The sequence below is a fragment of the Staphylococcus sp. GDY8P67P genome, assembly GCF_017892545.1.
Taxonomy (GTDB): Bacteria; Bacillota; Bacilli; order Staphylococcales; family Staphylococcaceae; genus Staphylococcus; species Staphylococcus ureilyticus.
Genome location: NZ_JAESLH010000004.1, coordinates 429548 through 455010, shown reverse-complemented (window position 1 = coordinate 455010; position 25463 = coordinate 429548). Strand labels below are relative to the sequence as shown.

Here is a 25463-nt window from a genome sequence, read left to right as displayed (position 1 = left end):
TCAATATTTGTTTTGATTATACTTTTTAAAAAGGAGTAACAATGAATAAATTTAAATTATTGATTATCATGTTGTGTTTAGTCTTAGTTGGATGTTCTGCTCAAGAAAATGAAGCTGAGCATAAAGACAGTAAAAATCATGAAAAACAGCAAAGTAGCAATAGTGAAAATAAGCATCACAAAGAAGTGAAGCATGGTGTAACGTATATTGATGATATTTTAATTGTGAACAAAGATATTTCGTTACCAGAACATTTTAACCCTGGAGAAAATAAAAAAGCACGTCATGCATTACAGAAACTTTTAAATGATGGTAATAAACAAGGATTTCAATTATCAAACGCTAGTGGTTTCAGAAGTTATCAAAGTCAAGAACAGTTATTTGACCAATATGTTCAAAGAGATGGAGAAAAAGCAGCCAATAAATATAGTGCGAAACCAGGACATTCTGAACATCAAACTGGATTGACATACGACATTGTTTCTGAGAATACAGACACCAACTTTAAAACTTCTTTTGGTAAGACCGAGGAAGGTCAGTGGCTCAAAGACAATGCTTACAAGTACGGTTTTATCATCAGATATCCCAAGAATAAAACACATATTACGGGATACCAATATGAACCGTGGCATATCAGGTATGTTGGAAAAGATACAGCTAAAAAATTATATAAAAGTAATGAAACATTAGAAGAGTACTTAGATCTATATCCCAAAAAATAAGGTCAAATTCGAAATGTGCTTGATTAGTTAATATAAATTTTTAGAGAGGAATGGTCATCATTGTTTAAGAAATTAAGTGTGGTGATGCTAAGTTGGTTGCTCACTTTAACTGTTATTGCACCAACAACGACAATAACTGCTGAAACAGAAAAATCACCGAGTTCTAAGCAAAGTACACAATATAAACCAGAAAGTGTTAGTGTGACAGCACAAACAGGTCAAATTTTATATCAAGATAAAGCTGAAAAAGTAACGGATCCGGCTTCGTTGACTAAAATGATGACGATGTATTTGACATTAGATGCAATTGAAAACGGAGATATAAAACCTACAGACAAAATAAAAATCACTTCTGATTATGAAAAAATGTCTGTATTACCTGATTTGGCTAGTGTTCCTTTAGAGAGAGGAAAGTCATACTCTATCAATCAATTTCTTAGACAAATTACTTTAGAGTCGAGCAATGCAGCGACACTGATTCTAGGGGAAAAGGTGAGTGGTTCAACATCAAAATTTACAGATGAAATGAACCACAAGGCAAAAAAACTCGGTATGAATCATACGCGTTTTGTGAATCCTACAGGTGCTGACAACCATCTTTTGCAACAATATGCACCCAAGCAATATCAAAAAGAACGTAAAACACAAACTACTGCAGATGATATGACCATTCTAATGCAACATTTATTAAAAGATCATCCTAAAATATTAAAATATAGTTCTAAAACGACAGATAAACAATTTGGAACAAATTTAAAAACAAAAAATCTTTCTCTAAAGGGACAACGATTTGAATTAAAAGGTGCAGATGGATTGAAAACTGGAACAAGCGATGAAGGTTATAGTTTAGCGTTAACAGGTAAACGCAATGGTTTACGTCTCAATGAAGCGATTCTCAACGTGAAGCCATATCCAAGTATGAAAGCTAAAAATGAACGCCATAAAATTGCCAATGCGCTTATTAATAAACAATTTAAAAAATATGAATACCGAAAAGTATTAAGTGAAGGCGAACATGAAATTAACGGAAAAACGTACCAAGTTAAGCAGGATTTATATGATGTAGTTCCTAAAAAAATGGATCATTTAAAGTTTAATGTGAATAAAGAAGGCAAGGTATATGTGGCATATAAGCGTCAATTTATGAAAGGTTCGCATGCCCCCCAAGTAGATGCTACAGTTAAAAAAGAAGACAATAAATTTACTGCATTTTTCAAAAATTTGTTTAGCAAAGATGCGCATAAAATGTCCCAAATATAATCTGTATATTTCTAATTAAATCATTCAATTTATCTGCTGATACCACGATTGTGTGACGTGTGTCAGCAGATTTTTTGTTGTTAATTAAGTTCAATCTATTAAGTTGGTATTCATTGCAAACATATTCACTGGGTAATCATTGCTTATACATGTATTAAGGCTTATGGTAGAAGTGTATAGGAGGTTTTATAAATGCGTAAAAAATTCATTAATGCATCAATTTATAAGTATGATGAAGCTTCAGAAATTTTAGTGGAAAACGGTAAGTTTAAAACATTTGGAAAGAACCTTGGTGAAGCGGATGAAGTAATTGATTTAGGAGGCGCTTTAGTCTTGCCACCATATGTAGATGCCCACCTTCATTTAGATTATTATTTTACAGGACAAGACACTCAAATCAAAAACACATCTGGGACGTTATTTGAAGCAATTGATTTATGGAATGATTATAAAAAAGGCACTACAAAAGAAGAGATGAAATCACGTATGCGTCAAGCAGTCAAAGACGTTGCAAGCTATGGTACACAATATATACGTGCTCAGACGGATTGTACTGACCCCAATTTAACGGGCATCAAAGCAGCACTTGAAGTAAGGGATGAATTGAAAGATAATATTACAATTCAGGTCGTGGCGTTTCCTCAAAATGGTATGTACGCTTTTGAAGCGCAAGGTAAAACGGGTCGTGATTTAACTGAAGAAGCCTTAAAATTAGGTGCAGATTGTGTCGGTGGTATTCCACATAACGAATGGAGCCCAGAAGAAGGAACGAAATCAATTAAAGAAATCGTTAGACTTGCGATTCAATATAATAAATTAATTGATGTACACTGTGATGAAACAGATGATGTACAAGCACGTTTCTTAGAAATATTAAATGCTGAAGTGATGAAACAAGGTTATGGAAATGCTACGACAGCTTCACATACTTGCTCATTTGGTTCAGCAGATGATGCTTATGCATTTCGAATGATGGGTCTATTTCGTCAATCAGGTTTAAACTTTGTCTCATGTCCAACCGAAAATTTATATTTACAAGGTAGGCAAGATAGTTATCCAAAAAGAAGAGGTTTAACACGTGTTAAAGAGTTTGTAGATAATGATATTAATGTTGCTTTTGGTCAAGACTCAATTGTCGATTTATGGTACCCAGCAGGGTCGGGTAATTTAATGAATATCTTAGATAATGGCTTGCATGCCTCACAATTAATGCGAGAAGAAGATTTCCCACGCAATTTCGACTTAATTACTTATAACGGTGCAAAATTAATGCATTTAGATGAGTATTACGGATTATCGGAAGGTAAGCCAGCGAACTTTATCGTGTTGGACGCACCAAATGTATTTGAAGCACAACGTCGACGTGTTGACTGTCTTGCTTCGATACGTAATGGTGAATATCTATTTAGAAAAGAAAAGCCGAAATATACAACTGCATTAGATATTGATCGCCAAACAAAATAATACGTGTAGTTGCATCGTATAAGATAAAATGCTGAGACAATAGAAAGTCCCAGCATTTTTTGTGTATTCATGGCGTGTATTGAAGTGTGTATTTTATGAAACTATAATGACGCTCCATTCGTTGAGATAATATTTTAGTAGTAAAAAAGTTTATATAAATATAAAAATTATAAAAAGCGAGCACTTGAACTGTGCTCGCTTATTGTTTATCTTTTTTTAAATTTAATAATCTCAATGAATTTAAAATAACTAGGATAGCAGCGCCAGTATCGCTGAGGACAGCTAACCATAAAGTTAATAACCCAGGAAATACTAATATGAAAGCAATCAGTTTAATAATCACTGAGAAGTAAATATTTTGCTTGATAATTGTTTTGGCTTTTTTACTAATAGAGATAGATTTTGGAAGTTGCTGTAAGTTATCTGACATCAAAACAATATTTGCTGTTTGCATTGCAGTATCAGATCCGACGCCTCCCATTGCAATTCCTACATCACTTTGGGCAAGTGCAGGTGCATCATTGATACCATCACCAATCATACCAACACGATAACCACGTTTTTGTAAATCTTCAATTGCTGATAATTTATCTTTAGGCATTAATTTTGCATAAGTTTCACGAATACCTGCAAGAGTTGCAATTTTGTTGGCGGTCTCTTGATTATCGCCAGTTAACATAACTGTATTTTTAATGTTGTATTTCTGCAACTGATGAATAGTTGATTTTATATTTTCTCTTAATGGATCTTCAATCGTGATCAAACCATATAATGTTGTCGTTGAGGATATGATAATGATTGTGTAACCTTGTTTTTCATAATGACTAAACAGTGATGCATGTGATTTTATTTTGGGATTAATGGACTCAATCAAACTTTGATTTCCTACATAAACGATTTGATTATCTATTTTACCTTTGATGCCTTTACCAGTTATATTTTCAAAATCTTTAACATGTTTGGGTGAAATATTTAATTTAGTGGTGTGGTCTACAATAGCTTTACTTATAGGATGTGTTGAATAAGCTTCCAAGCTAAGTGCAAGCTGTAATAGTGTTTGTTCATCACTTTCCATATGTTTAACAGCTGTTACCTTAGGTTTTCCTTCAGTGAGTGTACCTGTTTTATCAAATGCTAATGCATTTAAAGAACCTAATGCTTCTAAATAATTACCACCTTTAATAAGTACACCATTTTTTGCCGCATTGCCAATCGCTGTCACTATAGCAACAGGCGTTGAAATGACCAACGCACATGGACAAGCGATAACAAGTAATTCTAGTCCTTTATAGAACCATTCACCCCAGGAACCTAATGTAAGCATAGGTGGTATAACCATTACTAATAGCGCTAATACAAAAGCAACAGGTGTATAAATTTCTGAAAACTTGTCTATAAATGCTTGTGCAGGTGCTTTGTTTGCTTGTGCTGCTTCTACCATATCAATGATTTTTGACAGTGTAGTATCTGCTACTAATGTAGTAACTTTGATTTTCAATGTACCATTTTCATTAATGGAACCAGCATAAACGTCATCATTCGTTGTTTTATCAACAGGTATAGATTCTCCGGTAATAGGTGATTGATTTAAGCTAGATGTTCCCTCAGTAATAGTGCCGTCTAATGGTATGCGTTCTCCAGGCTTTACAAGAATAATATCGCCAACGTGAATCTCATGTAAATCTTTAGATATAATACCTTCTTTAGTATATAAGTTGGCTGTTTTGGGCGTTAATTCCATAAGTGATTGAATGGAATTTCTTGTTTTGTCTATCGAAATTGTTTGTAACAAAGTACCAATTGTGAATAGGAAAATAACAATAGCACCTTCGAAAAACTCGCCGATCAGCATAGCGCCAATAACTGCAACTGTCATTAAGACGTTCATATCCAAACTTTTGGATTTTAATGAATAAAACGCACTTTTAAATGGTTTCATGCCGCTAACCAATATGGCAATTGTATATAAAATGTAAGAAAATCCAATTGGTAGTGATGTTATTGACATTAATAGCCCGAGTATTATAAATATGGCAGAAATGATTGGTTTGGTAAATAATCTTAATTTCTGTTCCTCATCTTTTTTATTGTTTTGTAAAGTGGCAGTATAGCCAATCTTAGCGACTTCTTTTATAATATTTTTTTCATTTTGGCCATCGATATTGGCTTGAAGTTTACCTGTAGAAAAGTTAACTTGTGCATCTTTTACATAGGGAAGGTTCAAAACATGTTTTTCAACGGTTTTAGCACAATTTCCACAGTCCATGCCTTTAATCATAAATATTGTGTTTTGTGTTGATTGTGGTTGAGTGTTTTGAATATCATAACCTAGTTTTTCCACAGTTTTTATAATTTGGTTTGTCGTATTTGCAGTACTCACTTCGGCTGTTAATTTACCAGTAGCGAAGTTAACTTTTGGATTGTAAACAGCATCTAAGGGTACGAGTGCTTTTTCTATCGTTGTGGCACAAGAACTACAATCGATACCATTAACTTGAAAAGTAACTTTCTGTAATGTGTCAGTAGCGTTTTTTATATCTTTTGACACTTTTTCATTGTTCGCATTTTGACAAGTGTTAGTGCAACAAACATCAGATGATTTATTCATCAGCATCATCCATTCTTAAGTTATTATGGTATTTACAAGTGATAATATCATCTTTTGTTTCTTCTACAATATGATCTACCAAACTCAATAATTCTAAAATATATGGATTTTTAATTTGGTAATAAATATATTTACCGTCTTGTCTAGCAGTCACTAAGCCACATTCTTTTAGACAAGATAAGTGTTGAGAAATACTAGATTGGCTCATTTTTGAGCTTGAAACAATTTCGTTAACAGTCATTTCGGAGACCTTTAATAATTCTAAAATAGTTAATCTAACTTTATTAGAAAGCCCATGTAAAAAACGTGCCTGTAATGTAAAATCATTACTATTCATTTTGAACACCTCATATTAGTAAAAATTAATATATAACATATTAGCATTTTCTAATATGTTATGGAAGAGACTATCGTTAAAAATATGAAAATGATATAAATTTGTTGAATTTTAGAAGTGAATAAGTGAAAGTAGTAAATATTTTTTGACTTTAAGAGAAGTATGGGTTTGGATACAATAATGCCATTATTACATATAGAAGAGCGTTCAATAATCATGTGTTAACATGCAACGACAAAAAGAAACATGAAAAAAGAGTTGGATTGAATATATTTCTTACTTTTAAGCTGATGTTTTTGCTTGATATTTTGAAATATAGACATTCAACTCATTTTGCAGTAGTGGACATTACACTGATAGAAAAATGTTATTCTTGTCCACACTGCAAGATTAAAGGTATTATTGTTCGCTTATATTATATTGTTCTTTTGCCATTAAACGCAGCGGTCCATAAAATACAATTTTAAATAAACTTTCTACTAAAGTTTGTGGATCAATTTTCCGATTATCTTTCACCCAATATTTAATGAAAGAAATAGATGCACCTGCTACATAACTGTGAAAATAGTCTAGTGGAATGCCATCAACCGTATCTTTTGTAACTAAATGTTTTTTCATATTTTCATACATGACTTGATTTATTTTTGTTTCTAATTGGCTTCTTCTTTCTAACATAAATATGGTTTTATAGAATTCAAAGTTTGTATCGATATGGAGGATGATTTTTTTTAATTTTTCTTCAGTAAAAATACGAGCAAATGCTTCTGCATCCATGCCTACATAAAATTTATCTTTTGTGCTTAATGTATTAGACAAGTCTTCAATATAATCATTTTCCATTTTATTTAATAGCATATATTTATCTTCATAATGGAGATAAAAAGTACCGCGATTAATATCAGCTTTGTGTGTAATATCACTAATCGTTATTTTATCTAGGTCTTTTTCATTTAATAATTGTATAAATGCATGTTTAATAGCATTTTGTGTTTTTCTAACACGTCTGTCTTCAGCCATATATTGAATCTCCTTTTTATTTAATAGACATTTATCTTAAAAGTGTTCATTAAAGAACGTCTTGAACATAATTGCATATTGTATATTACTTACTAATTATTATAATAGACAATGTGATAAATATTCAACACTGTGTTCGTTAAATAGGAGGGAATTAAAAATGAATATTTTTAAAAATAAATTATTATGGCTTGCACCGATTGCAGCTATTCTAATATTTGTAATATTTTCAGTCGCTTTTTATCCAGCATTTAACCCTAAACCCAAAGATATTCCAATTGCAATTGTTAACAACGATAAAGGTGTTGATATGCAAGGTAAAAATATTAATATAGGTAAAAATTTAGAAGATAAATTGCTAGATAGTAATTCAAATAAAATAAAATGGATTCAAGTTGATAATGAAAAAGATTTAAAACAAGGGATGCAAGAACAAAAATATTTTGGAGCAGCTGTTATAGAAAAAGATTTTTCAAAAAATGCTTTAAGCAAAACACAAAAAGTTGTGATGGATTCTAAAAAAGAAGAAATGCAAGATAAAGTTCAATCTGGAGAAATACCAGCAGCACAAGCTAAAATGATGCAAGAAAAAATGTCACAATCTGGCGAGAATCAACAAATAAAACCTCAAAAAGCAAGCTTTAAAACATTTATTAATGATGGTGCAGGCGCACAAGTTTCACAAATGTCTTCCCAAGTTTTAAAAGGCATGGGTGATAACATGAACCAACAAATTACTAAACAAAGCTTAGATATTTTAGAGAAACAAAACATTGATTTAAAAGCATCAGATATTCAAAGTTTAACGCACCCAGTTAAAGTGGATAGTGAAAAAGTAAATAAAATCGGTAGTCATCAAGCAGGTGGCAATGGTCCATTCTTAATGTTTATGCCTGTTTGGATGGGTTCTATTATTATTTCTGTATTACTATTCTTTGCATTTAGAACAAGTAATAACATAGCGATACAACATCGTATTATTGCATCATTAGGACAAATTGCCATGACAATTGTTACAGCATTTGTAGGAGCTTTCACGTATGTGTACTTTATGAAACTAGTATTAGACTTTAATTTCAATGCGCCTAATACAACTGCTACATTTATCGCATTAGCAATCATGGGATTTGTCGGACTTATTCTCGGTACGATGACTTGGTTAGGCTTGAAGTCTGTTCCAATCTTTTTCTTATTAATGTTTTTCAGCATGCAATTAGTAACATTGCCAAAACAAATGTTGCCTGATTTTTATCAAAAATATATTGTCGATTGGAATCCATTTGCACATTATGCAAACTCATTAAGAGAAATTTTATATTTACATGGCAGCATTCAATTAGATACAACGATGTGGATGTTTATCGGATTCATGATTTTTGGTGCTATTTCTGCACTGATTGCAGCTATAATTAGAAAACACAGTACAAAACGTACAGAAGTTCCGTCTTAAATTTTTAAAACAGAAGTTTATAAAATATAATACACCATCGCTCTAAAACGATTTTTAATGAATCGTTTTAGAGCTTTTTTAATAGGTAATGGTTGAATTTATGAAACGTGGAATAAAAATATGTGATCAGTTATTTCATCGATATGCGGCTGTGCTTTTCTGTTGAAATGAATGTGTTAAAGTGATCATTTTTGTGGTTGAGCTAAGGTTTATCTGTTAGAAAATTGGTTACGATATTCAGAAGCGCTAACTTTAAAATGTTTTGTAAAAGTTTTAGAAAATAGAAGCGGGTCTTTATAACCAACTTGAAGTGCTATTTCATTTATTAAAGTATTACTATGGATTAATAATTGAGAAGCATGATACATTCGGATATAAGTTAAATATGCTTTTGGAGAACAATTTAAGTTTTTCTTGAATAGTCTAAATAGATGACTTCGTGTCACATTGACGTGATTTGCTACATCTACAATCATAATGTCTTTTTGATAGTTTGAGTTGATGTAAGCAACAGCTCTTTGAATATCTACATTAATGATATCAACATTAACAGAAAATGCTTTAGGAAATTGTTCTTGTAATTGATAAACTAAACTATATAAGTGCTGCATAATTAAAATATCTTTGGAATTATTTGTTTCAATAGATTTAGAAAAGTCGCATATTTGTTGAATAATGTGTCTTATGCTAGATGTTTCTTTATTTGTAATAACATGTTGATCTACAATGTAGCAACGTTGTAAGTAATCTAAAATCTGTTTTCCGCTTATGCCAATCCAGTAATAAGTCCATGGGTTAGAAAAAGAAGGTTTATATTCTACATCCATCCCTTTCTCTAATAAAAACATGTCACCTTCTTTTAAAGTATGTGCTTTACCATTATATATAAATACGCCCTCTCCATTCGTCACAATATGCAAAACAGCGTCCCTTATTACTGTATATTTATAGCCAACATTTGGTACACCAATTTCAATACCACATTCTATTAAATTAGCATCAATATGCTTTTTTTGAAATTTTTTCCATAATATTTGCATCCAACATACCTCTTAAAATAAATAATCTTTAATTTATATAAACACAATTTAATTATGAAATGCAACATTTTGCCATATATCGTCATCATTATGCTATTCATAGTTGGCATACGCTGTTGATAAAATAGTAGTAACAATTATGAAAGCGTTTTAAATTGTATAAATTCAGAGGTGAAGAAAATGGACAGACATTTGACCGGTATACAAAAATTTTCATTTGGATTTGGTGCTATTGGAAAGGATGCCATATTTAATATTGTTGGCGTATTTTTGATGTTTTACATTACTGATATTGTTGGTTTGAGTCCAGCGTTTGTCGGTGTAATGTTATTTGTTGCACGAATTTGGGATGCGATAAATGATCCTATCATGGGAGTCATCGTTGATAATACAAGAAATAACTTTGGTAAATTTAAAACTTGGTTAGTGATTGGGACAATCATAAATGCAATTGTAACGATTTTATTATTCACAAATTTAGATTTACCACAAACGGCAATGTATATCTATGTATCGATTATCTATATTGCTTGGGGTATGACTTATACGATGATGGATATTCCGTATTGGTCTTGGCTTCCAAATTTAACACATAATCCAAGAGAACGTGAAGAAGTATCAGTAATACCGAGATTTTTTGCAAGTTTAGCTGCCTTTACAGTAGGTACATTTGGTTTATTTTTTATACATAAACTAGGGGATATTTTTGGTAAAGGTAGTGATTCAGTAGGTATTTTTGTTTTTGCGGTTATTTGCAGTATGGTTTTTATTTTTACAATAGGTGTCACTGTATGGAAAGTACCTGAAGATAAAGAAATGGAACAACAAACAGGCATTAAAGTACAATTTAAAGATATTGGTAGAATTTTATTTAAAAATAAAGAGCTCTTAGCAATTATGGGAGTATTGCTTACCTTTAACCTTTGCTTACAAACGCTGAATGGCTCAATCATTTATTACTTTAAATATGTAGTTAATGCAGAACATTTATTTGCTATTTTTAATGCAATGATTCTTTGCGAGATGATTGGTTTACTTACTTTGCCACGTTTTATCAAGTGGGTAGGTAGAACAAAGGCTTTTAATACAGCAATATCACTTATAATCATAGGCTTACTATTTATTTTGATTTCAGGTTTTATCGTACCACAAAGTGTTATTACCGTTATTGTGGGAGCAGGGTTATTACGCATTGGTTCTGGATTTATGATTGGTATTACAACAGTATCTTTGGCAGATGTTATTGATTACGGAGAAGTGAAATTTGGCCAACGTAACGAAAGCGTCATTACTTCTACAAACACATTTTTAACGAAAACTTCACAAGCAGTAGCTGCATTAATTGTAGGTGTAGGTTTATCAATATTTGGCTACACACCCAATGAAGAACAAACAGCACTAACCATCAATGGATTACGCATACTTATTATTGTGTTGCCAATTATTTTCGTCATCTTAGCTGCATTTTTATATCATAAAGCCTTCCATTTAAAAGGTGATTTTTTAACAGATATTGAAAAAACTCTACAATACAAACGTCAAAAAGAGCATAGAGAACGTATGAGTAAATAAGGGGGAACTTTTTATGTTAGAGCAACAATTTCACGAAAATATAGATATTCAACATGTAAACACTTTGCCACGACGTGCATTTTATATTCCTTATCAACTAAAGGAGTCTGCTTACCGCCTAGAAACGCGATATCAGACTAATAATGTCACATTATTAAATGGAAACTGGTATTTTAAATATTTTAATTCAATAGAAGATTACTCAAGTAGTCTTGAAATAGATAAGTCACAGATTATTCCAGTACCATCAGTTTGGAATATACATGGATATGACCAAATACAATATTTAAACACACAATATCCAATTCCATTTGATCCACCGTATGTACCCAAATCTAATCCCTGTGGATGTTATATCCGTTCATTTGAAGTGACTGAATACGACGAAAAAAGTGATTATCATTTGAATTTTGAAGGTGTCGATAGTGCATTTTATCTATGGATTAATGATCAATTTGTTGGTTATAGTCAGATATCACATTCAATTTCTGAATTTGATATCACCAGCTATGTACATTCAGGAACTAATACGATTCAAGTACTTGTTTTAAAATATTCGGATGGTACTTATTTTGAAGATCAAGACATGTTTCGCCATTCAGGTATTTTCAGAGATGTTTACATTTTAAAACGTGCGAAATCACGAATTAATGATTTTAGAATTGAAACGCGTGTTAATGAATTGCAAAACCAAGGGATAGTCGACGTAAAATTAGAAGATAAACAGGGATTGGATAGTGTACAGACACGATTATATGGTCCTGATGGTGCGTTGTTGCAGGAAGCGGAAATTTCAAACCGCCATCGTTTTATAATTGAAACACCACAATTGTGGTCAACAGAAAAACCAACACTTTATACTATTACGCTTACTACGAAATCAGAGGTAATTACTCAAAAAATAGGAATTAGAGAAATACAAATACAAGATAATCAGTTTTATATCAATGGTCAATCAATTAAATTTCGTGGAACCAATTATCATGATAGCGATCCTCAAACAGGATATGTAATGAGTGAAGCACAATTTATGAAAGATTTAACACTAATGAAGCAAGGTAACTTTAACGCTATTCGTACAGCACATTATCCTAAGTCGCCTTTGTTTTATGAACTTGCTGATCAATATGGATTTTATGTAATGAGTGAAGCAGATTTAGAAACGCATGGTGTAGTGAGGCTTTATGGCGAAGAAAATACAGATTATTTTAATCTTATTACAGATAATCCGCAATATGAAAAACCAATTGTAGAACGTATTGAAGCGTCCATCATTCCATTTAAAAATTACAGCTCTATTGTTTCCTGGTCTATGGGAAACGAGTCAGGATTTGGTGTGAATATGGTAACAGCTATGTCACGAGTAAAAACATTAGATGACACACGTCCTATTCATTATGAGGGAACATTCCATAGAGATAAATCAAAATCATATGATTTATCCAATGTGGAAATGATTAGTAGAATGTATGCATCACCAGAAGAAGTTGAACAAAAGTATCTTACAGACCCTGATTTAGATAAACCATTTATACTTTGTGAATATGCACATGCTATGGGAAATTCACCAGGTGATTTACATGCATATCAAATGCTAGTGGAACAATATGATAGTTTTATTGGTGGTTTTGTATGGGAATGGTGTGATCATGGTATTCAAGTTGGTCAACAAAATGGTAAGCCTATTTTTAGATATGGCGGGGACTTTGGAGAAGAACTTCATGATGGGAATTTCTGTGTGGATGGCATCGTTTTCCCTGATCGTACACCACATGAAGGTTACTATGAATTTAAACATGAACACAGACCTGTTAGAGTAGTAGAAGAAGCGAACGGTATATTAAAATTACGTAATCAACTAGATTTCAGTCATGTAGAAAATTATTTAACTATCGAAGCGACAGCAACATTTTTAAACGGTGATAAAACATCGTTTGATATTACGGTTGATAATTTTGAACCACATAGTACACAAGATATAGATTTAAGCAATCATATTAAAATAGCTGAATTAAGCGATATACTATTACGCTATAAATTGAAAAATGAAGAGCCTTTACGTCACATTAATTTTGAATTAGGACAAGATCAAATCGTCTATCAACGTCAATCTACTAACCAACACGAATTAGACGTACAGGAAGGGCCAGTCAGTTATAAAGAAAATAGTCATTCTCTAATAGTGTTAGCAAACGGTTATGCTTATACCTTTAATAAAGAAAATGGTAGTTTGATTTCTGTTGTTTACGAAGGCCATACCATAGTCAATCATCCTACAAAAAATAAGATTTGGCGTGCACCTATAGATAATGATATTAATGTTAGAAAAGATTGGGAATATATGGGTTATGCGGAAGCTTATACACGTGTACAAAATTATAAAGTTGAAGAAAATAACAATGCAGTCAGTATTAATTTCGAAATAGTGATTGTTCATGATGTGGTTCCTCCTATTTTACAAGGAGAAATGACGTGGACTGTTCAAAGCGATGGTTCAATAAATATAACATATGATTTGGAGAAAGATATTGCAGGGCCGTTTCTGCCTAGATTTGGCTTAGAGATAACATTACCGCATACATTTGAAGCGGTGAAATACTATGGCAATGGCCCATTCAGTAGTTATTCTGATAAAGGTGTAGCAACGTATTTAGACTACTTCGATACAACAGTCACACAAAATGGTGGTAATCATATTAAGCCACAAGAATCAGGTAGCCATAATGGGACCACATATGCGAAGGTTTCTAATGATGAACATCAAATTACAGTAACCAGTGATCAACCTTTCAGTTTTAATACGACACATTACTCATTGGAACAACTTACACACACGATGCATGAAGACCAATTAGTAGAAGAAGAGACTTATATATATATCGATTATGGTCAAAGTGGTATAGGATCCAATAGTTGTGGACCAGAATTAAGTGAAATATACCAATTAAACGACAAGCATATCCAATTTCAATTTAAGTTAAATTTTGAATAATTAAATTTTTAAAAATGCCCACAAAAAGTAGTGATTAAAAACTAACTTTGTGTGGGCTCTTTTCGTTGGAATTTGGTCTTTTTATCAGGAAACTAACATTTATTATTAGAGTGAGTTTCACAGGTTCGGGAGTTTGGGTATGAAATAAAAGAGTATTAACCTATTTTGAAGGAGTGTTCCGTTTGAAAAATACATTGGAATTCGGGAAGTTATTAAAATCATTAGACGGACAAAAATATGGTGCATATAAACGACTTAAAGGTGAATATGCTTTTGATAAATTTCACTTAATTATAGATCATATACAAGCAGATCCTTACGCACCACCATCTAAAGTGCGTGCTAAAATGCAGCGTCATATTGCCAATATACCAGATGAATTATTAGATTCAGAAGATAAAAAGATTGCTGTATCTGATTTTTTAGCAAGGTCATTTAGTAAGCGTATTAGTGATGTACTTAAAGCTGATAAAACCTCTAAAAAGAGACCTGATATTTTTATAGATCGCTGTGGCCAAGAAATATTACAACGTACTTCTGTAGTGATTAATCAAAGTGAAATTGAGGTTCGCTTTGAGGTAGGTTTACCAGCAGCAGGAAGAAAAATTTTAGGAAAAGTTGCTCATCATATTTTTATAGATTTATTACCTGAAATAGTAGAAAAATCATTAATGTATAAACATATCAATAGAACTGCATTAAATGATCAAGTGACTACGATGATAGATCAGGTATTTATACGCGAGGCACTGTCACGACAAAATTTAGTTGCATTTGTTGCGAATGGTTCTATATTGCCAAGAAAAAGTGGTGTGTCTGATATGCCTTTAGCTAGTGCTGTAACATTCCAAAGTCCACAGGAATTTGAAATTCAATTGAATTTACCTAGTGGAAAGACAGTTAGTGGTATGGGTATTCCGAAGGGGATTACGCTCATTGTTGGTGGTGGATTCCACGGTAAATCAACACTAATAGAAGCTTTAGAGAGTGGTGTATATCACCATATTCCAGGTGATGGACGTGAACTTATTATTACCTGTGAAGATGCGATGAAAATCCGTGCGGAAGATGGAAGAAGTATCGAAAAAGTAAATATTGAACCATTTATAAATAATTTACCAGGTAAAAAAGATACTACTCAATTTTCTACTGAAAATGCGAGCGGTAGTACATCACAAGCAGCAAATGTTATGGAAGCCTTAGAATCTCAAACGTCGTTATTATTAATAGATGAAGATACATCTGCAACAAATTTTATGATTAGAGACGGGAGAATGCAAAAATTAATCGCACCCGAAAAAGAACCAATCACACCTTTTGCTATGAAAGTAAAGTCTTTATACCAAGATTATCATGTTTCAACAATTCTCATCGTAGGAGGTTCTGGCGATTACTTTGAAGTGGCTGATCAAGTATTAATGATGGATGAATATGTATTAAAAGACGTCACTCATAAAGCGAAAGCAATTGCTAGTGAAGATAGTCACTTGAAAGATGAAGCATCACAATGCCACTTTGGAAAAATTTCGCAAAGAATACCATTGAAATCTAGTTTTTCACATAAAGGCAAAGATCAACGTTTTAAAGTAAAAGGCATGCAGACAATTTTATACGGTAAAGAACGAATAAATATTTCGGGATTAGAACAACTTGTTGATGCTAGCCAAACGAACTGTATAGCTACCATGATAGATTATTATCAAAGTCATTTGTTAAATGAACAAGATACGATATCACAAGCAGCTGATAAAATTTTTAATTTAATTAGTGATAAAGGGTTAGATATTATTTCACCGCATCAAGGACACCCTGGTAATCTTGCATTGCCGAGAAAACAAGAATTCTGTGGCGCACTCAATCGCTATAGAGGTTTGAATATTAAAACATATTAAAACATACAAAAAACGGGAGTGGAACTTACGTATTACTTTGTTCCACTCCTGTTTTCTATTTAAATAAAGTTTTAGACATCCGGTTAGTCTGAGCTAACACAAGCGTGAGCCTAACCACTAAGCAGGAGTTAAGGCAAAAGTATAGCTATGATAAATATAAGCTAGTCTATGAATTTTAATGTAGCGTTTTGAACTAGAAAAGTTATTAGTAAAGATGAAGATTTAATCTTCAGATTCTGTGTATTCTATAATATCTGCAGGCTGACAATCAAGTGCTTTACATATGGCATCTAATGTTGAAAAACGTATCGCCTTTGCTTTGCCTGTTTTCAAATTTGATAAATTTGCTACAGTAATATCAATTTCATTAGCTAATTCACTGAGTTTCATTTTTCTGTCTGCTAATATTCGATCTAATCTAACTACAATCATTTATATAATCTCCTAAACGGTATAATCAAACTCATCTTGTAAGAATGCACCATATTTAAAAACATTTCCTATAATCCAAATAACGATACCCGCTAAAATAAGTGTGAAATTAAAATTAAAAAAGAAATCTGCAAAGGTTTCGATATCTTTGTCCATTAGTGCATACAATTTAGCATTTTGTCCTAAAAAATTATAAATCATAAAATTATTTGCCAATTCAAAAAATGCTTCAAATACACCCAATCCAATAAAGCAGTAAGAAATTAAAATTATGATGCTTGCGTTTTTATTTGTAAAAACTTGCCCTTTGCTAACATTTTTAAGCCATTTTCTGACATAGGCAATAACCAGAATATAAATTGCAATTAATACAATTATTAATAATAGTATTAATATAACAGATGGTTTAGGAAAAGTAATACTATTTAGGTCATGCTTTGTAATATCATGTGATTTTAGTCCTAATGAATCAACCCAAAAAGGTTTATTGGCTTTGTCTAATTGGGTGTTAATAAATGAAGAAGGAATGATTAACAATGCTATAATTGCGATAATAATTGGTAATATACTAAGAGAAGTTAAAACTAAAGCGATGGTTGCTAAAATAGTTAGTGTTTTGATTAAAATATTAAAACGTTTGCTTTTAATTGTAGACATATTGACGCTCCTTTTAATTGATTAATTTCATTATAACTTAAATATATCGATAATCAATACTTTTTTATCGAATAACGATAAAATAATCGGAGGACGAATTGAATCATTAGATAATATAATAATGCTATTATACGATGAACATGAGTGAGTTGAGTAAATGGAGATATAGTGCAGCCATTAAGACAACAGTTTATACAAAGAGATATAAGTATAAATATCTCAGGATGATCACCGCTTTATACTTGTGTTTTATATAACAAAAACAAAAAGCGACCATTGGTAAGATTTACCAATGGTCGCTTTTGTCATTTATTAATATTCAATGTTTGGTGCTTTGTTTACATGTTGTTGGTAACGTTTAAGGCCTACAAATGCTAATGCGCCTATAGCCACAACTACTAATAATTTTTTCATACATTTCGCTCCTTTAAGTGAATCATTGATAACAAAGTATTTTTAAAAATACCAATGAACAACAAAGATTAAGGAACCAACAGGCATTCAGTAACGATAAAATATATCGAAACACATCTCTTAAGATGCGAGCAGAAAATAATATACGGTTGTAGGTTCATAAATAGGTGTTTCACACAATCTTAATCTCAGTTCATTTTAGTTTTTACACTTAAGCAATCAAAAATTTATTCGTAATAATTTAATTCAAGATCTTTTGAAGTTTGTTGACGTGTTTTTCTCATTAAATCAACATCTTCAATTAATGATTTGCCATAAGAAGGAATCATTTTTTGGATTTTAGGTTCCCAATCATTTTTGTATTCAGAGAAGTTTTTCTCTAATACTTCTAATGCTACAGATACAGAAGTTGATGCTCCTGGTGATTCACCAAGTAATGCAATGACAGAATGGTCTTCTGAGTTTACAACTTCTGTTCCGAATTGGATGAAGCCTTTACCATATTCTTCAGTATCTTTAATCACTTGAACACGTTTGCCGGCAGTATATAATTGCCAATCTTCATCGCGTGCTTCTGGATAGAAAGTACGTAAGTGGTTCATGCAACCTTCTTTTGTCATTAAAATTTGGTCAAATGAGTATTTAAGTAGCGGTAAGTTTTTCGCTGCCGCTGATAATAATGTTGTGATGTTACTTGGTTTAACAGATTTAAATAAATCTAAGTTTGAACCATATTTTAAGAATTTAGGACCAATACTTGCAAACGGTCCAAATAATAATGTTTTTTGACCATTAATGAAACGTGTGTCTAAATGTGGCACAGTCATTGGTGGTGTGCCTGGTGGTTCTTTACCATACACTTTGGCATCATGTTCTTCAATCACATTTGGATTTGTACATGTTAAAAATTGGCCTGTAATAGGGAATCCACCTAAATGTTTACTTTCAGGGATGCCTGTTTTTTGTAGTAATGGAATAGCAGCACCGCCAGCACCGATAAATACATAATCAGCTAATTGTGTTTGTGTTTCACCAGTATTTACATTGCGGATTTGAACTTCCCATTTACCATCGTTACGTTGATTGAAATCAAGTACTTCATGATGGTATTGAACTTCTACTTGTGGGCTTTTTTCAAGGTTTCTCGCCATTTTACGAGTTAATTCACCAAAGTTTACGTCAGTACCTTCATTAATTTTGCTGGCAGCCATAATGTCGTTTGCGCTATGACCTTGCATCATTAATGGAATCCATTTTCTCATCTCTTCGATATCTTCAGTATATTCGATATTATCGAACATAGGGAAGTTTTTCATTGCTTCATAACGGTCTTTTAAAAACTTAACGTTATTTTTACCTCTTACGAAACTAATGTGTGGTAAAGGATGAATGAATTCTCTAGGGTTTTCGATATAGTTATTTTTAACTAAATAGCCCCAGAATTGTTTAGAGATTTCAAACTGCTCATTAATCTCTTTTGCTTTTTCAATATCAATTGAACCATCAGGTTGTTGCACTGTATAGTTCAATTCACAAAGTGCAGCATGTCCTGTACCTGCGTTATGACGTTCGTTTGAGCTTTCGTCACCAGGACGATCTAAACGTTCGTATAATTTAATGTTCCAATTTGGTTCAAGTTCATTAAGCATAGAACCAAAAGTAGTACTTAATACACCGGCGCCAATAAGAATGACGTCTTTTGACTCAGTTTTAGCCATAGTTCCTCACCTTTCATTCTTAATAACATCAGTAACAAATTGTCATACATTGTCACTCATCTTATGTCTTTATTTACTATTATATTACGCGATTCACACATGTGAAAATACATATTAATCATATAACACATTCCTATTTGGAATATGTGACCATACTTATAATAATTTACCCTATATTTCAAGTATAAATCATTAAAATAAGTGACAATAACTGCTACATAGTAATATTACATTATAGTATCTATAAATTTCAATTATATATGTCTTAATTAATTATAAAGGGTATAGAAGTAAAAATTTAGACGTGTGAATTTGTATTTAAGCAATTGGTTTTATCAACCACTTATTAAATACATAACGATTAAATAAGCAAAATGTTTCATATGAAACATGGATATATAATGATGTTTCTCAATAATTGAGAGTTATCTTTTAATGAGAAAAATTGGCAAAACTTTGTTATACTGATTTATAAAATGTAAGCGCTTACTAATTTAATTGATAAAGGAGACTCTATATGAAAGATAAAGTGATAATGGTTACTGGTGGAAGTAGTGGTATGGGAAAAGCAATGGCGAAACGTTTTGCTGAAGAAGGTGCGAATGTCGTTATAACAGGTAGATCGTTAGAACGGTTAGAAGCAACGAAAAAGGAAATTGAACACCGAGAAGGACAAATTTTATGTGTTGATATGGATGTTCGTGATACGGAACGCGTACAATATACAGTGGATGAAGCCATTAATACTTTTGGTAAAATAGATGGTTTGGTTAATAACGCAGCTGGTAACTTTATATGTGCTGCTGAAGAACTAACAACTAATGGTTGGAATTCTGTCGTAGATATTGTCTTAAATGGAACTTGGCATTGTACACAAGCTGTTGGAAAAAAATGGATTGAACAAGGACAGCGTGGACGTATTATCAATATGGTGGCAACTTATGCATGGCGTTCAGGGCCAGGTGTTGTACACTCTGCTAGTGCAAAAGCGGGTGTGTTAGCCATGACCAGAACGCTCGCTGTAGAGTGGGGTTCAAAGTATGGCATTACCGTAAATGCAATTGCGCCAGGCCCTATAGATCATACAGGAGGCTCTGGAAAACTTAGTTTATCGGAAGACGCACGTCAACAAACATTGGACAGTGTGCCTTTAGGACGCATGGGCCAACCAGAAGAAATTGCAGGATTAGCTAGGTTTTTATTTTCTGAAGAGGCAAATTACATTAATGGTGCTTGTATGACAATGGATGGTGGTCAATGGCTTAACCAAAACGCATTTTAACATCATAGCTTAACTTTATGAAGATAACAGAAATAATAACAGGCTGTGACACACTAATTGTTACAGCCTGTTATTGATGATAATGGTTTTTTAGCAAGTCGATTTTGTTATGGATAAGGATAATTTTCACATTAAATTAAACCGAGCCAATGCCAATAAGTGGCGCTAAATAAAATCATAAGTAAATAACCAATAACCGTTATAGGAATCCCTGTTTTTAAAAAATCTTTAACAGTAAATGTTTCTGTGCCATAGGCCAACATTGATTGTGGTGAGCTTACAGGTAGTAAGAAACCAAAGCTTATAACGAATTGTTGTATAAGCACAAATCCCACAGACTGATTGCCTAAATCCAAGGTAGTGGTTAGTGAAATAAATACAGGAATTAACGCTGATGCTAAACTTGTTGCACTTGCAAAACCTAAATGTATTAAAATATTGAAAAGTGCAATTAATGCAATGGTTACTACAAGAGGATAATGATTTAAACCCATGATGCCAAACGTTTGATCACTCAACCATTGCGCAGCTGTTGTTTTTAAAAGTACATTTCCTAAAGATATACCAACGCCAAAAACAATAATAGTTCCCCAAGGTATACGACTTTCAGCTTCTTTCCAAGACATGACGCCAATTTTAGGAGTTAGCATGACAGCCAGTGCTAATAAAATGATTGAAGATGAATCAATAGGATGTAATATTTTTTCGGTAGACCAAAGTATTAATAAAATGATAGATATTACAATAAGACGCCACTCTTTAGAAGTTACGGGCCCCATCGCTTTTAACTGTTGTTGAATTAAAGATTTACCGCCTGAAAGTTCTTTTTCTTCAGGAGGCATCACTTTAAGCATGATAAAATAAAGCGCAATTGACATCAATACAGACCAAGGTCCTGCATATAATAACCACTGCCCCCATGATATATCAGTATTCAATTGATCATTTATAAAGTTAATTGCGACAATGTTTTGTGCAGCTGCAGTTTTTATACCAATATTCCAAATAGAAACTGCTTGTACAGCTGTGATAACTAAAAGTCCAGCTAATTTACTTTGTTTAGCAACACCGAATGCTGTAATCATTCCTAATAATATAGGAATCACAGCACCTGCTCGTGCAGTTGCTGATGGAACGAAGAATGCTAAAAATATTGCTACTAATATTGTACCTATGACGATGCGACTTGTCTTATTGCCTGCTACAGATAGTACAATGAGCGCAAGCCTTTTATGAAGTTGTGTGATTTGCATTGCGGTTGCTAAAAAAAGAGCAGCCGCAACTAAAGCTAATGCACTCGTAGAAAACCCACTAAAAGCAAGTTTTAAAGCATTACCTGTTCCGAAAAGTGAATTTCCCTTCAATATTTCACCATTTGACTGAGGATGCCCTAGTGATTCAGATAAATTTTGTACTGGACTGAACCCTATCAATAAAATAATGAGTCCAACAATCATGACTGCAGAAACTGGATAAGTCACTGCTTCAGTAACCCATAATATGACTGCAAATAATAATATTGCTAATGCGCTTTTAGCCATAAGCGGTAAACTTTCTGGTGTAGGCAATAACAACAAAGCGATTAAGACGGTGATGCTTGTGAGTAACCAAAATGGTTTAAAATGAGATGTAGATTTAGTAGATGAATCTTTACGCATATATTTCCACTCCCTTGTTATATCTTTCACAATAATATTACAAATTTTATTAAGTTGTATCATTATAATTTAAGAAAGTTCATAAAAAGTTACTAATTATGTATATGATAAATCGTTAATTTTAAAAATTTTATAGTAATTATGAGAAGATACTTTTGATATGAATATGGGAGAGGCGTTCAACACTGCGACATTAAATCGTTTGCAAGTTTAATTAATAATAAATAGGTAATAGCAATACTAATGGAAAATATAAGAATGCCATTAAACATTTAATAAATAAAAAAGGTGATTAATATGGATGTTAGATTTCCAATTGGTGAATTAGAAGTACCAGATTATGTGACACTAAAAGATATCCAACGATGGCTTAGTGAAATTGAGACGTATGCATATAGATTAAGACAAACTGTAGATCATTTAAATGAAGAAGCGTTAAATAAACAATATCGGGAGAAAAGTTGGAATGTACGACAACTTGTTCATCATATAGCAGATTCTCAATTAAATATGTTTCAACGCTTAAAATTGGCATTAACAGATACGAATCCAGTTGTTGATCCTTTTATTCAAGATGAGTGGGCTAAACTTGTTGATAGTCAACTTCCTATAGAATGTTCCCTTAAAATGTTAGAAGGTATAAATGAACGTATTATAGCAATTGGTAATCATTTAACAGAAAATGATTTGAATCGTACATTTACATTAAGAGGAAGCGGAGAAATATCTGTTGCTACTAAAGTTGCTAAATTAGCTTGGCATGAAGAACATCATTTAGCGCATATTAAAATTGCATTATCATAATAAATATATGTTGAGACCGTTCAATTTTAATCATTGAACGGTTTTTTTCATGTATAAATAACAAACTAACTACGATAGTTGTCACACTAATTACAATTGTGTTACAGAAAAATTAGTTTGAAAATTAGTTTATATACTTTAGGAATAGGTTTTTTTACAAATTATCTTCGAATTTATATTCGATTTAATGTAATTATTATGTAAAATGCACAGGATTTTTTTAATTTCGCTGTAACCTACAAGGTTTTTATGGATGTTATAGTATTTACTGGAAATTGGTTGAAACAGCATTGGATTTTTCAAAAATAACAATTGGTTTCAATATCACAGATAAAATTAATTCTTAAAAATATAAAAACAAACTTGTAGGAGGATTTACTCAAAAATGAAAAAAACAGTATTAGCTTCAACATTAGCAGTAGGATTAGGTGTAACAGGATTTGCAGCAGGAAATTCAGCTGACGCGGCTGAACAAGGTATTGACAAAGCAGAATTAGCAAACTTAGCACAATCTAACCCAGAACAATTAAATGCATCACCAGTACAAGAAGGCTCATATAGCTATAACTTTAATTATAATGGTTTAAACTATAACTTTGAATCAAATGGACAAACTTGGTCATGGAGTTATGGTGAAGGTTCAAGCGCTAACGCTTCAACTGTAGAACAACCACAACAAGCACAAACTGAGCAACCAGCTCAACAAACTGCACCACAAACTGAACAAACACAACAACCTCAACAAGAAGCAACTACGAAAGCTTCAACTCAATCATCAAGCTCAAATGAAGCTTCAAGTGGTTCTTCAGTAAACGTTAATTCACATTTACAAGCAATCGCGCAACGTGAATCAGGCGGCGACTTAAAAGCTGTTAACCCATCTTCAGGTGCAGCAGGTAAATACCAATTCTTACAAAGCACTTGGGATTCAGTAGCACCAGCACAATATAAAGGTGTATCTCCAACAGAAGCACCAGAATCAGTACAAGATGCTGCAGCTGTAAAACTTTACAATGAAGTTGGCGCTTCACAATGGGTTACTGCATAATCTGAATTATAATTCTTAATTAAAATCAAAAAATACTAATAAAAGCTATGAAAGCATCTTTCAGTAGAGAAGCTTTCATAGCTTTTTTATTTAACAATTGGATAAAGTTACGTGTATTTAAGCATAAAGTTATAAAAAGTCATTCCAAACACCTTTATTTGGAGTAGAAGTTACAGAAATAATTTCATCTTTAGTTGGATGTTTGACACTGAGTTTATATGCCCAAAGTGCGATTTGTTGACCGGGTTTATTAAATTTTTGGCCGTATTTTTGATCTCCGTATAAGGGTAAGTTTTGATTTGCGAATTGAACTCTAATCTGATGTGAACGACCTGTTTTTAATTGGATTTGAACCAAAGTTTTACGATTAATGGTTTTGATAACTTTATAATTCAAAATTGCCTCTTTAGCTTCTTTTTTCTTGGAATTAACCACATATACAATGTTTTTATTTCTATCTTTCCATAAATAATCACGAAGTTCACCTTCTTTTTTTGAAGGTACACCGTGAATAATCGCTAGATATGTTCTATATAATTTTTGTTTTCTAAGTTCATTAGATAACCTAGAAGCCGCTTTGGATGTTTTAGCGAATACGATTGCGCCTCCAACAGGCCGATCAAGGCGATGTACGAGACCAAGATATACATTTCCTGGTTTATTGTATTGGACTTTTATGTAATTTTTTAAAATAGACAACAAATCTTGATCTCTTGAGTTATCTTCTTGTACAGGAACATTGATAGGTTTCTCTACCATTAATAAATGGTTATCTTCATAAAGAATATTGTCGAACATTTAATTCCTCCAACATAATATACATTATTAGTTTTCGTAAATTTTAAAATAAAATTATTAAAATTAAACCAAATTAAGATATTATCAGTAGTTAGATATAAATTCAATCTTCCTTATATTTAAAAATCATAAAAAGTAATTATTTATTAAGGTGAAAGTGAATATTATTTTCACACTAATTACATTGTCATTACATATTTGTAAAAGTAGAATAATAGTTCCTGATTGATGTGTTGGTTTTTTGAATGGAATTGAGGTACGTGATCAATGTAATTGAGGCGTAAAAATTCTAGATATT

At 32.2% G+C, this 25463-nt stretch carries 20 protein-coding genes; 10 read left to right on the top strand and 10 right to left on the bottom strand.

Annotated elements, in window-relative coordinates; genetic code table 11:
- Positions 1–41: 41 nt before the first annotated feature.
- The 3 genes from KA833_RS02095 (at position 42) to KA833_RS02085 (ending at position 3446) form a co-directional block, all read left to right on the top strand.
- Complete coding sequence (locus KA833_RS02095; protein ID WP_046206916.1) at positions 42–722, top strand: M15 family metallopeptidase; 681 nt, start codon at positions 42–44, stop codon at positions 720–722.
- Between the two features lie 60 nt (positions 723–782).
- Complete coding sequence (gene pbp4, locus KA833_RS02090) at positions 783–1982, top strand: penicillin-binding protein PBP4 (RefSeq protein WP_040030581.1); 1200 nt, start codon at positions 783–785, stop codon at positions 1980–1982.
- Positions 1983–2174: 192 nt separating this feature from the next.
- On the top strand, positions 2175–3446 hold the full coding sequence (locus KA833_RS02085) for an amidohydrolase family protein (RefSeq protein ID WP_210128271.1): 1272 nt from the start codon (positions 2175–2177) through the stop codon (positions 3444–3446).
- 199 nt (positions 3447–3645) lie between these two features.
- Here KA833_RS02085 and KA833_RS02080 read toward each other — a convergent pair whose 3' ends face one another.
- From KA833_RS02080 to KA833_RS02070, 3 genes are all read right to left on the bottom strand, one after another.
- Positions 3646–6054: a heavy metal translocating P-type ATPase gene (locus KA833_RS02080; RefSeq protein WP_210128272.1), complete on the bottom strand. Its 2409-nt coding sequence runs from the start codon at positions 6052–6054 to the stop codon at positions 3646–3648.
- Positions 6047–6391 carry an ArsR/SmtB family transcription factor gene (locus KA833_RS02075; protein ID WP_073344805.1) on the bottom strand — a complete coding sequence of 115 codons (345 nt, stop codon included), beginning with the start codon at positions 6389–6391 and terminating at the stop codon, positions 6047–6049. Before KA833_RS02075 ends, KA833_RS02080 begins: the two co-directional genes overlap by 8 nt.
- A 399-nt stretch (positions 6392–6790) precedes the next feature.
- Positions 6791–7408 (bottom strand): TetR/AcrR family transcriptional regulator, encoded by a 618-nt coding sequence (locus KA833_RS02070; RefSeq protein ID WP_064209913.1) that lies wholly within the window; start codon positions 7406–7408, stop codon positions 6791–6793.
- Between the two features lie 160 nt (positions 7409–7568).
- On the opposite strand from KA833_RS02070, the gene KA833_RS02065 reads away from it, so the two are divergent.
- On the top strand, positions 7569–8858 hold the full coding sequence (locus KA833_RS02065; RefSeq protein ID WP_064209912.1) for a YhgE/Pip domain-containing protein: 1290 nt from the start codon (positions 7569–7571) through the stop codon (positions 8856–8858).
- A gap of 209 nt (positions 8859–9067) precedes the next feature.
- On the opposite strand, the gene KA833_RS02060 is transcribed toward KA833_RS02065, so the two are convergent.
- The gene (locus tag KA833_RS02060; RefSeq protein ID WP_107520779.1) at positions 9068–9898 is read right to left on the bottom strand and encodes an AraC family transcriptional regulator; all 831 of its coding nucleotides are present in this window, start codon (positions 9896–9898) and stop codon (positions 9068–9070) included.
- Between the two features lie 180 nt (positions 9899–10078).
- Here KA833_RS02060 and melB point away from each other — a divergent pair, with 180 nt between their 5' ends.
- The 3 genes from melB to KA833_RS02045 all read left to right on the top strand — a co-directional run bounded on the left by melB (position 10079) and on the right by KA833_RS02045 (position 16354).
- A complete protein-coding gene (melB, locus tag KA833_RS02055; RefSeq protein WP_046206928.1) occupies positions 10079–11470 on the top strand; it encodes a melibiose:sodium transporter MelB in 1392 nt (463 codons plus the stop codon).
- Positions 11471–11483: 13 nt separating this feature from the next.
- A complete protein-coding gene (locus KA833_RS02050; protein WP_210128273.1) occupies positions 11484–14462 on the top strand; it encodes a glycoside hydrolase family 2 TIM barrel-domain containing protein in 2979 nt (992 codons plus the stop codon).
- Between the two features lie 182 nt (positions 14463–14644).
- Positions 14645–16354 (top strand): ABC-ATPase domain-containing protein, encoded by a 1710-nt coding sequence (locus KA833_RS02045; protein WP_210128274.1) that lies wholly within the window; start codon positions 14645–14647, stop codon positions 16352–16354.
- Positions 16355–16576: 222 nt separating this feature from the next.
- Here KA833_RS02045 and KA833_RS02040 read toward each other — a convergent pair whose 3' ends face one another.
- The 4 genes from KA833_RS02040 to lqo all read right to left on the bottom strand — a co-directional run bounded on the left by KA833_RS02040 (position 16577) and on the right by lqo (position 19575).
- Positions 16577–16786 carry a helix-turn-helix domain-containing protein gene (locus KA833_RS02040; RefSeq protein WP_046206931.1) on the bottom strand — a complete coding sequence of 70 codons (210 nt, stop codon included), beginning with the start codon at positions 16784–16786 and terminating at the stop codon, positions 16577–16579.
- A gap of 12 nt (positions 16787–16798) precedes the next feature.
- Entirely contained in the window at positions 16799–17443 is a 645-nt protein-coding gene (locus KA833_RS02035; protein WP_064209908.1) for a DUF2975 domain-containing protein, read from the bottom strand.
- A 312-nt stretch (positions 17444–17755) separates the two neighbouring features.
- The gene (locus KA833_RS02030; RefSeq protein ID WP_064499651.1) at positions 17756–17857 is read right to left on the bottom strand and encodes an SE2200 family small protein; all 102 of its coding nucleotides are present in this window, start codon (positions 17855–17857) and stop codon (positions 17756–17758) included.
- A gap of 227 nt (positions 17858–18084) precedes the next feature.
- The gene (gene lqo, locus KA833_RS02025) at positions 18085–19575 is read right to left on the bottom strand and encodes an L-lactate dehydrogenase (quinone) (RefSeq protein ID WP_046206933.1); all 1491 of its coding nucleotides are present in this window, start codon (positions 19573–19575) and stop codon (positions 18085–18087) included.
- 517 nt (positions 19576–20092) lie between these two features.
- On the opposite strand from lqo, the gene fadH reads away from it, so the two are divergent.
- Positions 20093–20857, top strand: a complete 765-nt coding sequence (fadH, locus tag KA833_RS02020) for a 2,4-dienoyl-CoA reductase (protein WP_210128275.1) — start codon at positions 20093–20095, stop codon at positions 20855–20857.
- 131 nt (positions 20858–20988) lie between these two features.
- On the opposite strand, the gene KA833_RS02015 is transcribed toward fadH, so the two are convergent.
- Complete coding sequence (locus KA833_RS02015; RefSeq protein WP_210128276.1) at positions 20989–22515, bottom strand: SLC13 family permease; 1527 nt, start codon at positions 22513–22515, stop codon at positions 20989–20991.
- 297 nt (positions 22516–22812) lie between these two features.
- Here KA833_RS02015 and KA833_RS02010 point away from each other — a divergent pair, with 297 nt between their 5' ends.
- A complete protein-coding gene (locus tag KA833_RS02010) occupies positions 22813–23319 on the top strand; it encodes a YfiT family bacillithiol transferase (protein ID WP_070658159.1) in 507 nt (168 codons plus the stop codon).
- A 385-nt stretch (positions 23320–23704) separates the two neighbouring features.
- Positions 23705–24367, top strand: coding sequence for a transglycosylase family protein (locus KA833_RS02005; RefSeq protein WP_064209904.1), 663 nt, complete (start codon positions 23705–23707; stop codon positions 24365–24367).
- A gap of 129 nt (positions 24368–24496) precedes the next feature.
- Here the strand turns inward: KA833_RS02005 and KA833_RS02000 are convergent, their stop codons facing one another.
- Complete coding sequence (locus tag KA833_RS02000; protein WP_046206938.1) at positions 24497–25165, bottom strand: RluA family pseudouridine synthase; 669 nt, start codon at positions 25163–25165, stop codon at positions 24497–24499.
- Between the last annotated feature and the right edge of the window lie 298 nt (positions 25166–25463).

What these genes read in the sequence shown, in the direction of transcription:
- KA833_RS02095 (WP_046206916.1), top strand. Translation starts at nt 42, where the DNA reads ATGAATAAATTTAAATTATTGATTATCATGTTGTGTTTAGTCTTAGTT.
- KA833_RS02085 (WP_210128271.1), top strand. Translation starts at nt 2,175, where the DNA reads ATGCGTAAAAAATTCATTAATGCATCAATTTATAAGTATGATGAAGCT.
- KA833_RS02080 (WP_210128272.1), bottom strand. Translation starts at nt 6,054, where the DNA reads ATGAATAAATCATCTGATGTTTGTTGCACTAACACTTGTCAAAATGCG.
- KA833_RS02075 (WP_073344805.1), bottom strand. Translation starts at nt 6,391, where the DNA reads ATGAATAGTAATGATTTTACATTACAGGCACGTTTTTTACATGGGCTT.
- KA833_RS02070 (WP_064209913.1), bottom strand. Translation starts at nt 7,408, where the DNA reads ATGGCTGAAGACAGACGTGTTAGAAAAACACAAAATGCTATTAAACAT.
- KA833_RS02065 (WP_064209912.1), top strand. Translation starts at nt 7,569, where the DNA reads ATGAATATTTTTAAAAATAAATTATTATGGCTTGCACCGATTGCAGCT.
- KA833_RS02060 (WP_107520779.1), bottom strand. Translation starts at nt 9,898, where the DNA reads ATGCAAATATTATGGAAAAAATTTCAAAAAAAGCATATTGATGCTAAT.
- melB (WP_046206928.1), top strand. Translation starts at nt 10,079, where the DNA reads ATGGACAGACATTTGACCGGTATACAAAAATTTTCATTTGGATTTGGT.
- KA833_RS02050 (WP_210128273.1), top strand. Translation starts at nt 11,484, where the DNA reads ATGTTAGAGCAACAATTTCACGAAAATATAGATATTCAACATGTAAAC.
- KA833_RS02040 (WP_046206931.1), bottom strand. Translation starts at nt 16,786, where the DNA reads ATGATTGTAGTTAGATTAGATCGAATATTAGCAGACAGAAAAATGAAA.
- KA833_RS02035 (WP_064209908.1), bottom strand. Translation starts at nt 17,443, where the DNA reads ATGTCTACAATTAAAAGCAAACGTTTTAATATTTTAATCAAAACACTA.
- KA833_RS02030 (WP_064499651.1), bottom strand. Translation starts at nt 17,857, where the DNA reads ATGAAAAAATTATTAGTAGTTGTGGCTATAGGCGCATTAGCATTTGTA.
- lqo (WP_046206933.1), bottom strand. Translation starts at nt 19,575, where the DNA reads ATGGCTAAAACTGAGTCAAAAGACGTCATTCTTATTGGCGCCGGTGTA.
- fadH (WP_210128275.1), top strand. Translation starts at nt 20,093, where the DNA reads ATGAAAGATAAAGTGATAATGGTTACTGGTGGAAGTAGTGGTATGGGA.
- KA833_RS02015 (WP_210128276.1), bottom strand. Translation starts at nt 22,515, where the DNA reads ATGCGTAAAGATTCATCTACTAAATCTACATCTCATTTTAAACCATTT.
- KA833_RS02010 (WP_070658159.1), top strand. Translation starts at nt 22,813, where the DNA reads ATGGATGTTAGATTTCCAATTGGTGAATTAGAAGTACCAGATTATGTG.
- KA833_RS02005 (WP_064209904.1), top strand. Translation starts at nt 23,705, where the DNA reads ATGAAAAAAACAGTATTAGCTTCAACATTAGCAGTAGGATTAGGTGTA.
- KA833_RS02000 (WP_046206938.1), bottom strand. Translation starts at nt 25,165, where the DNA reads ATGTTCGACAATATTCTTTATGAAGATAACCATTTATTAATGGTAGAG.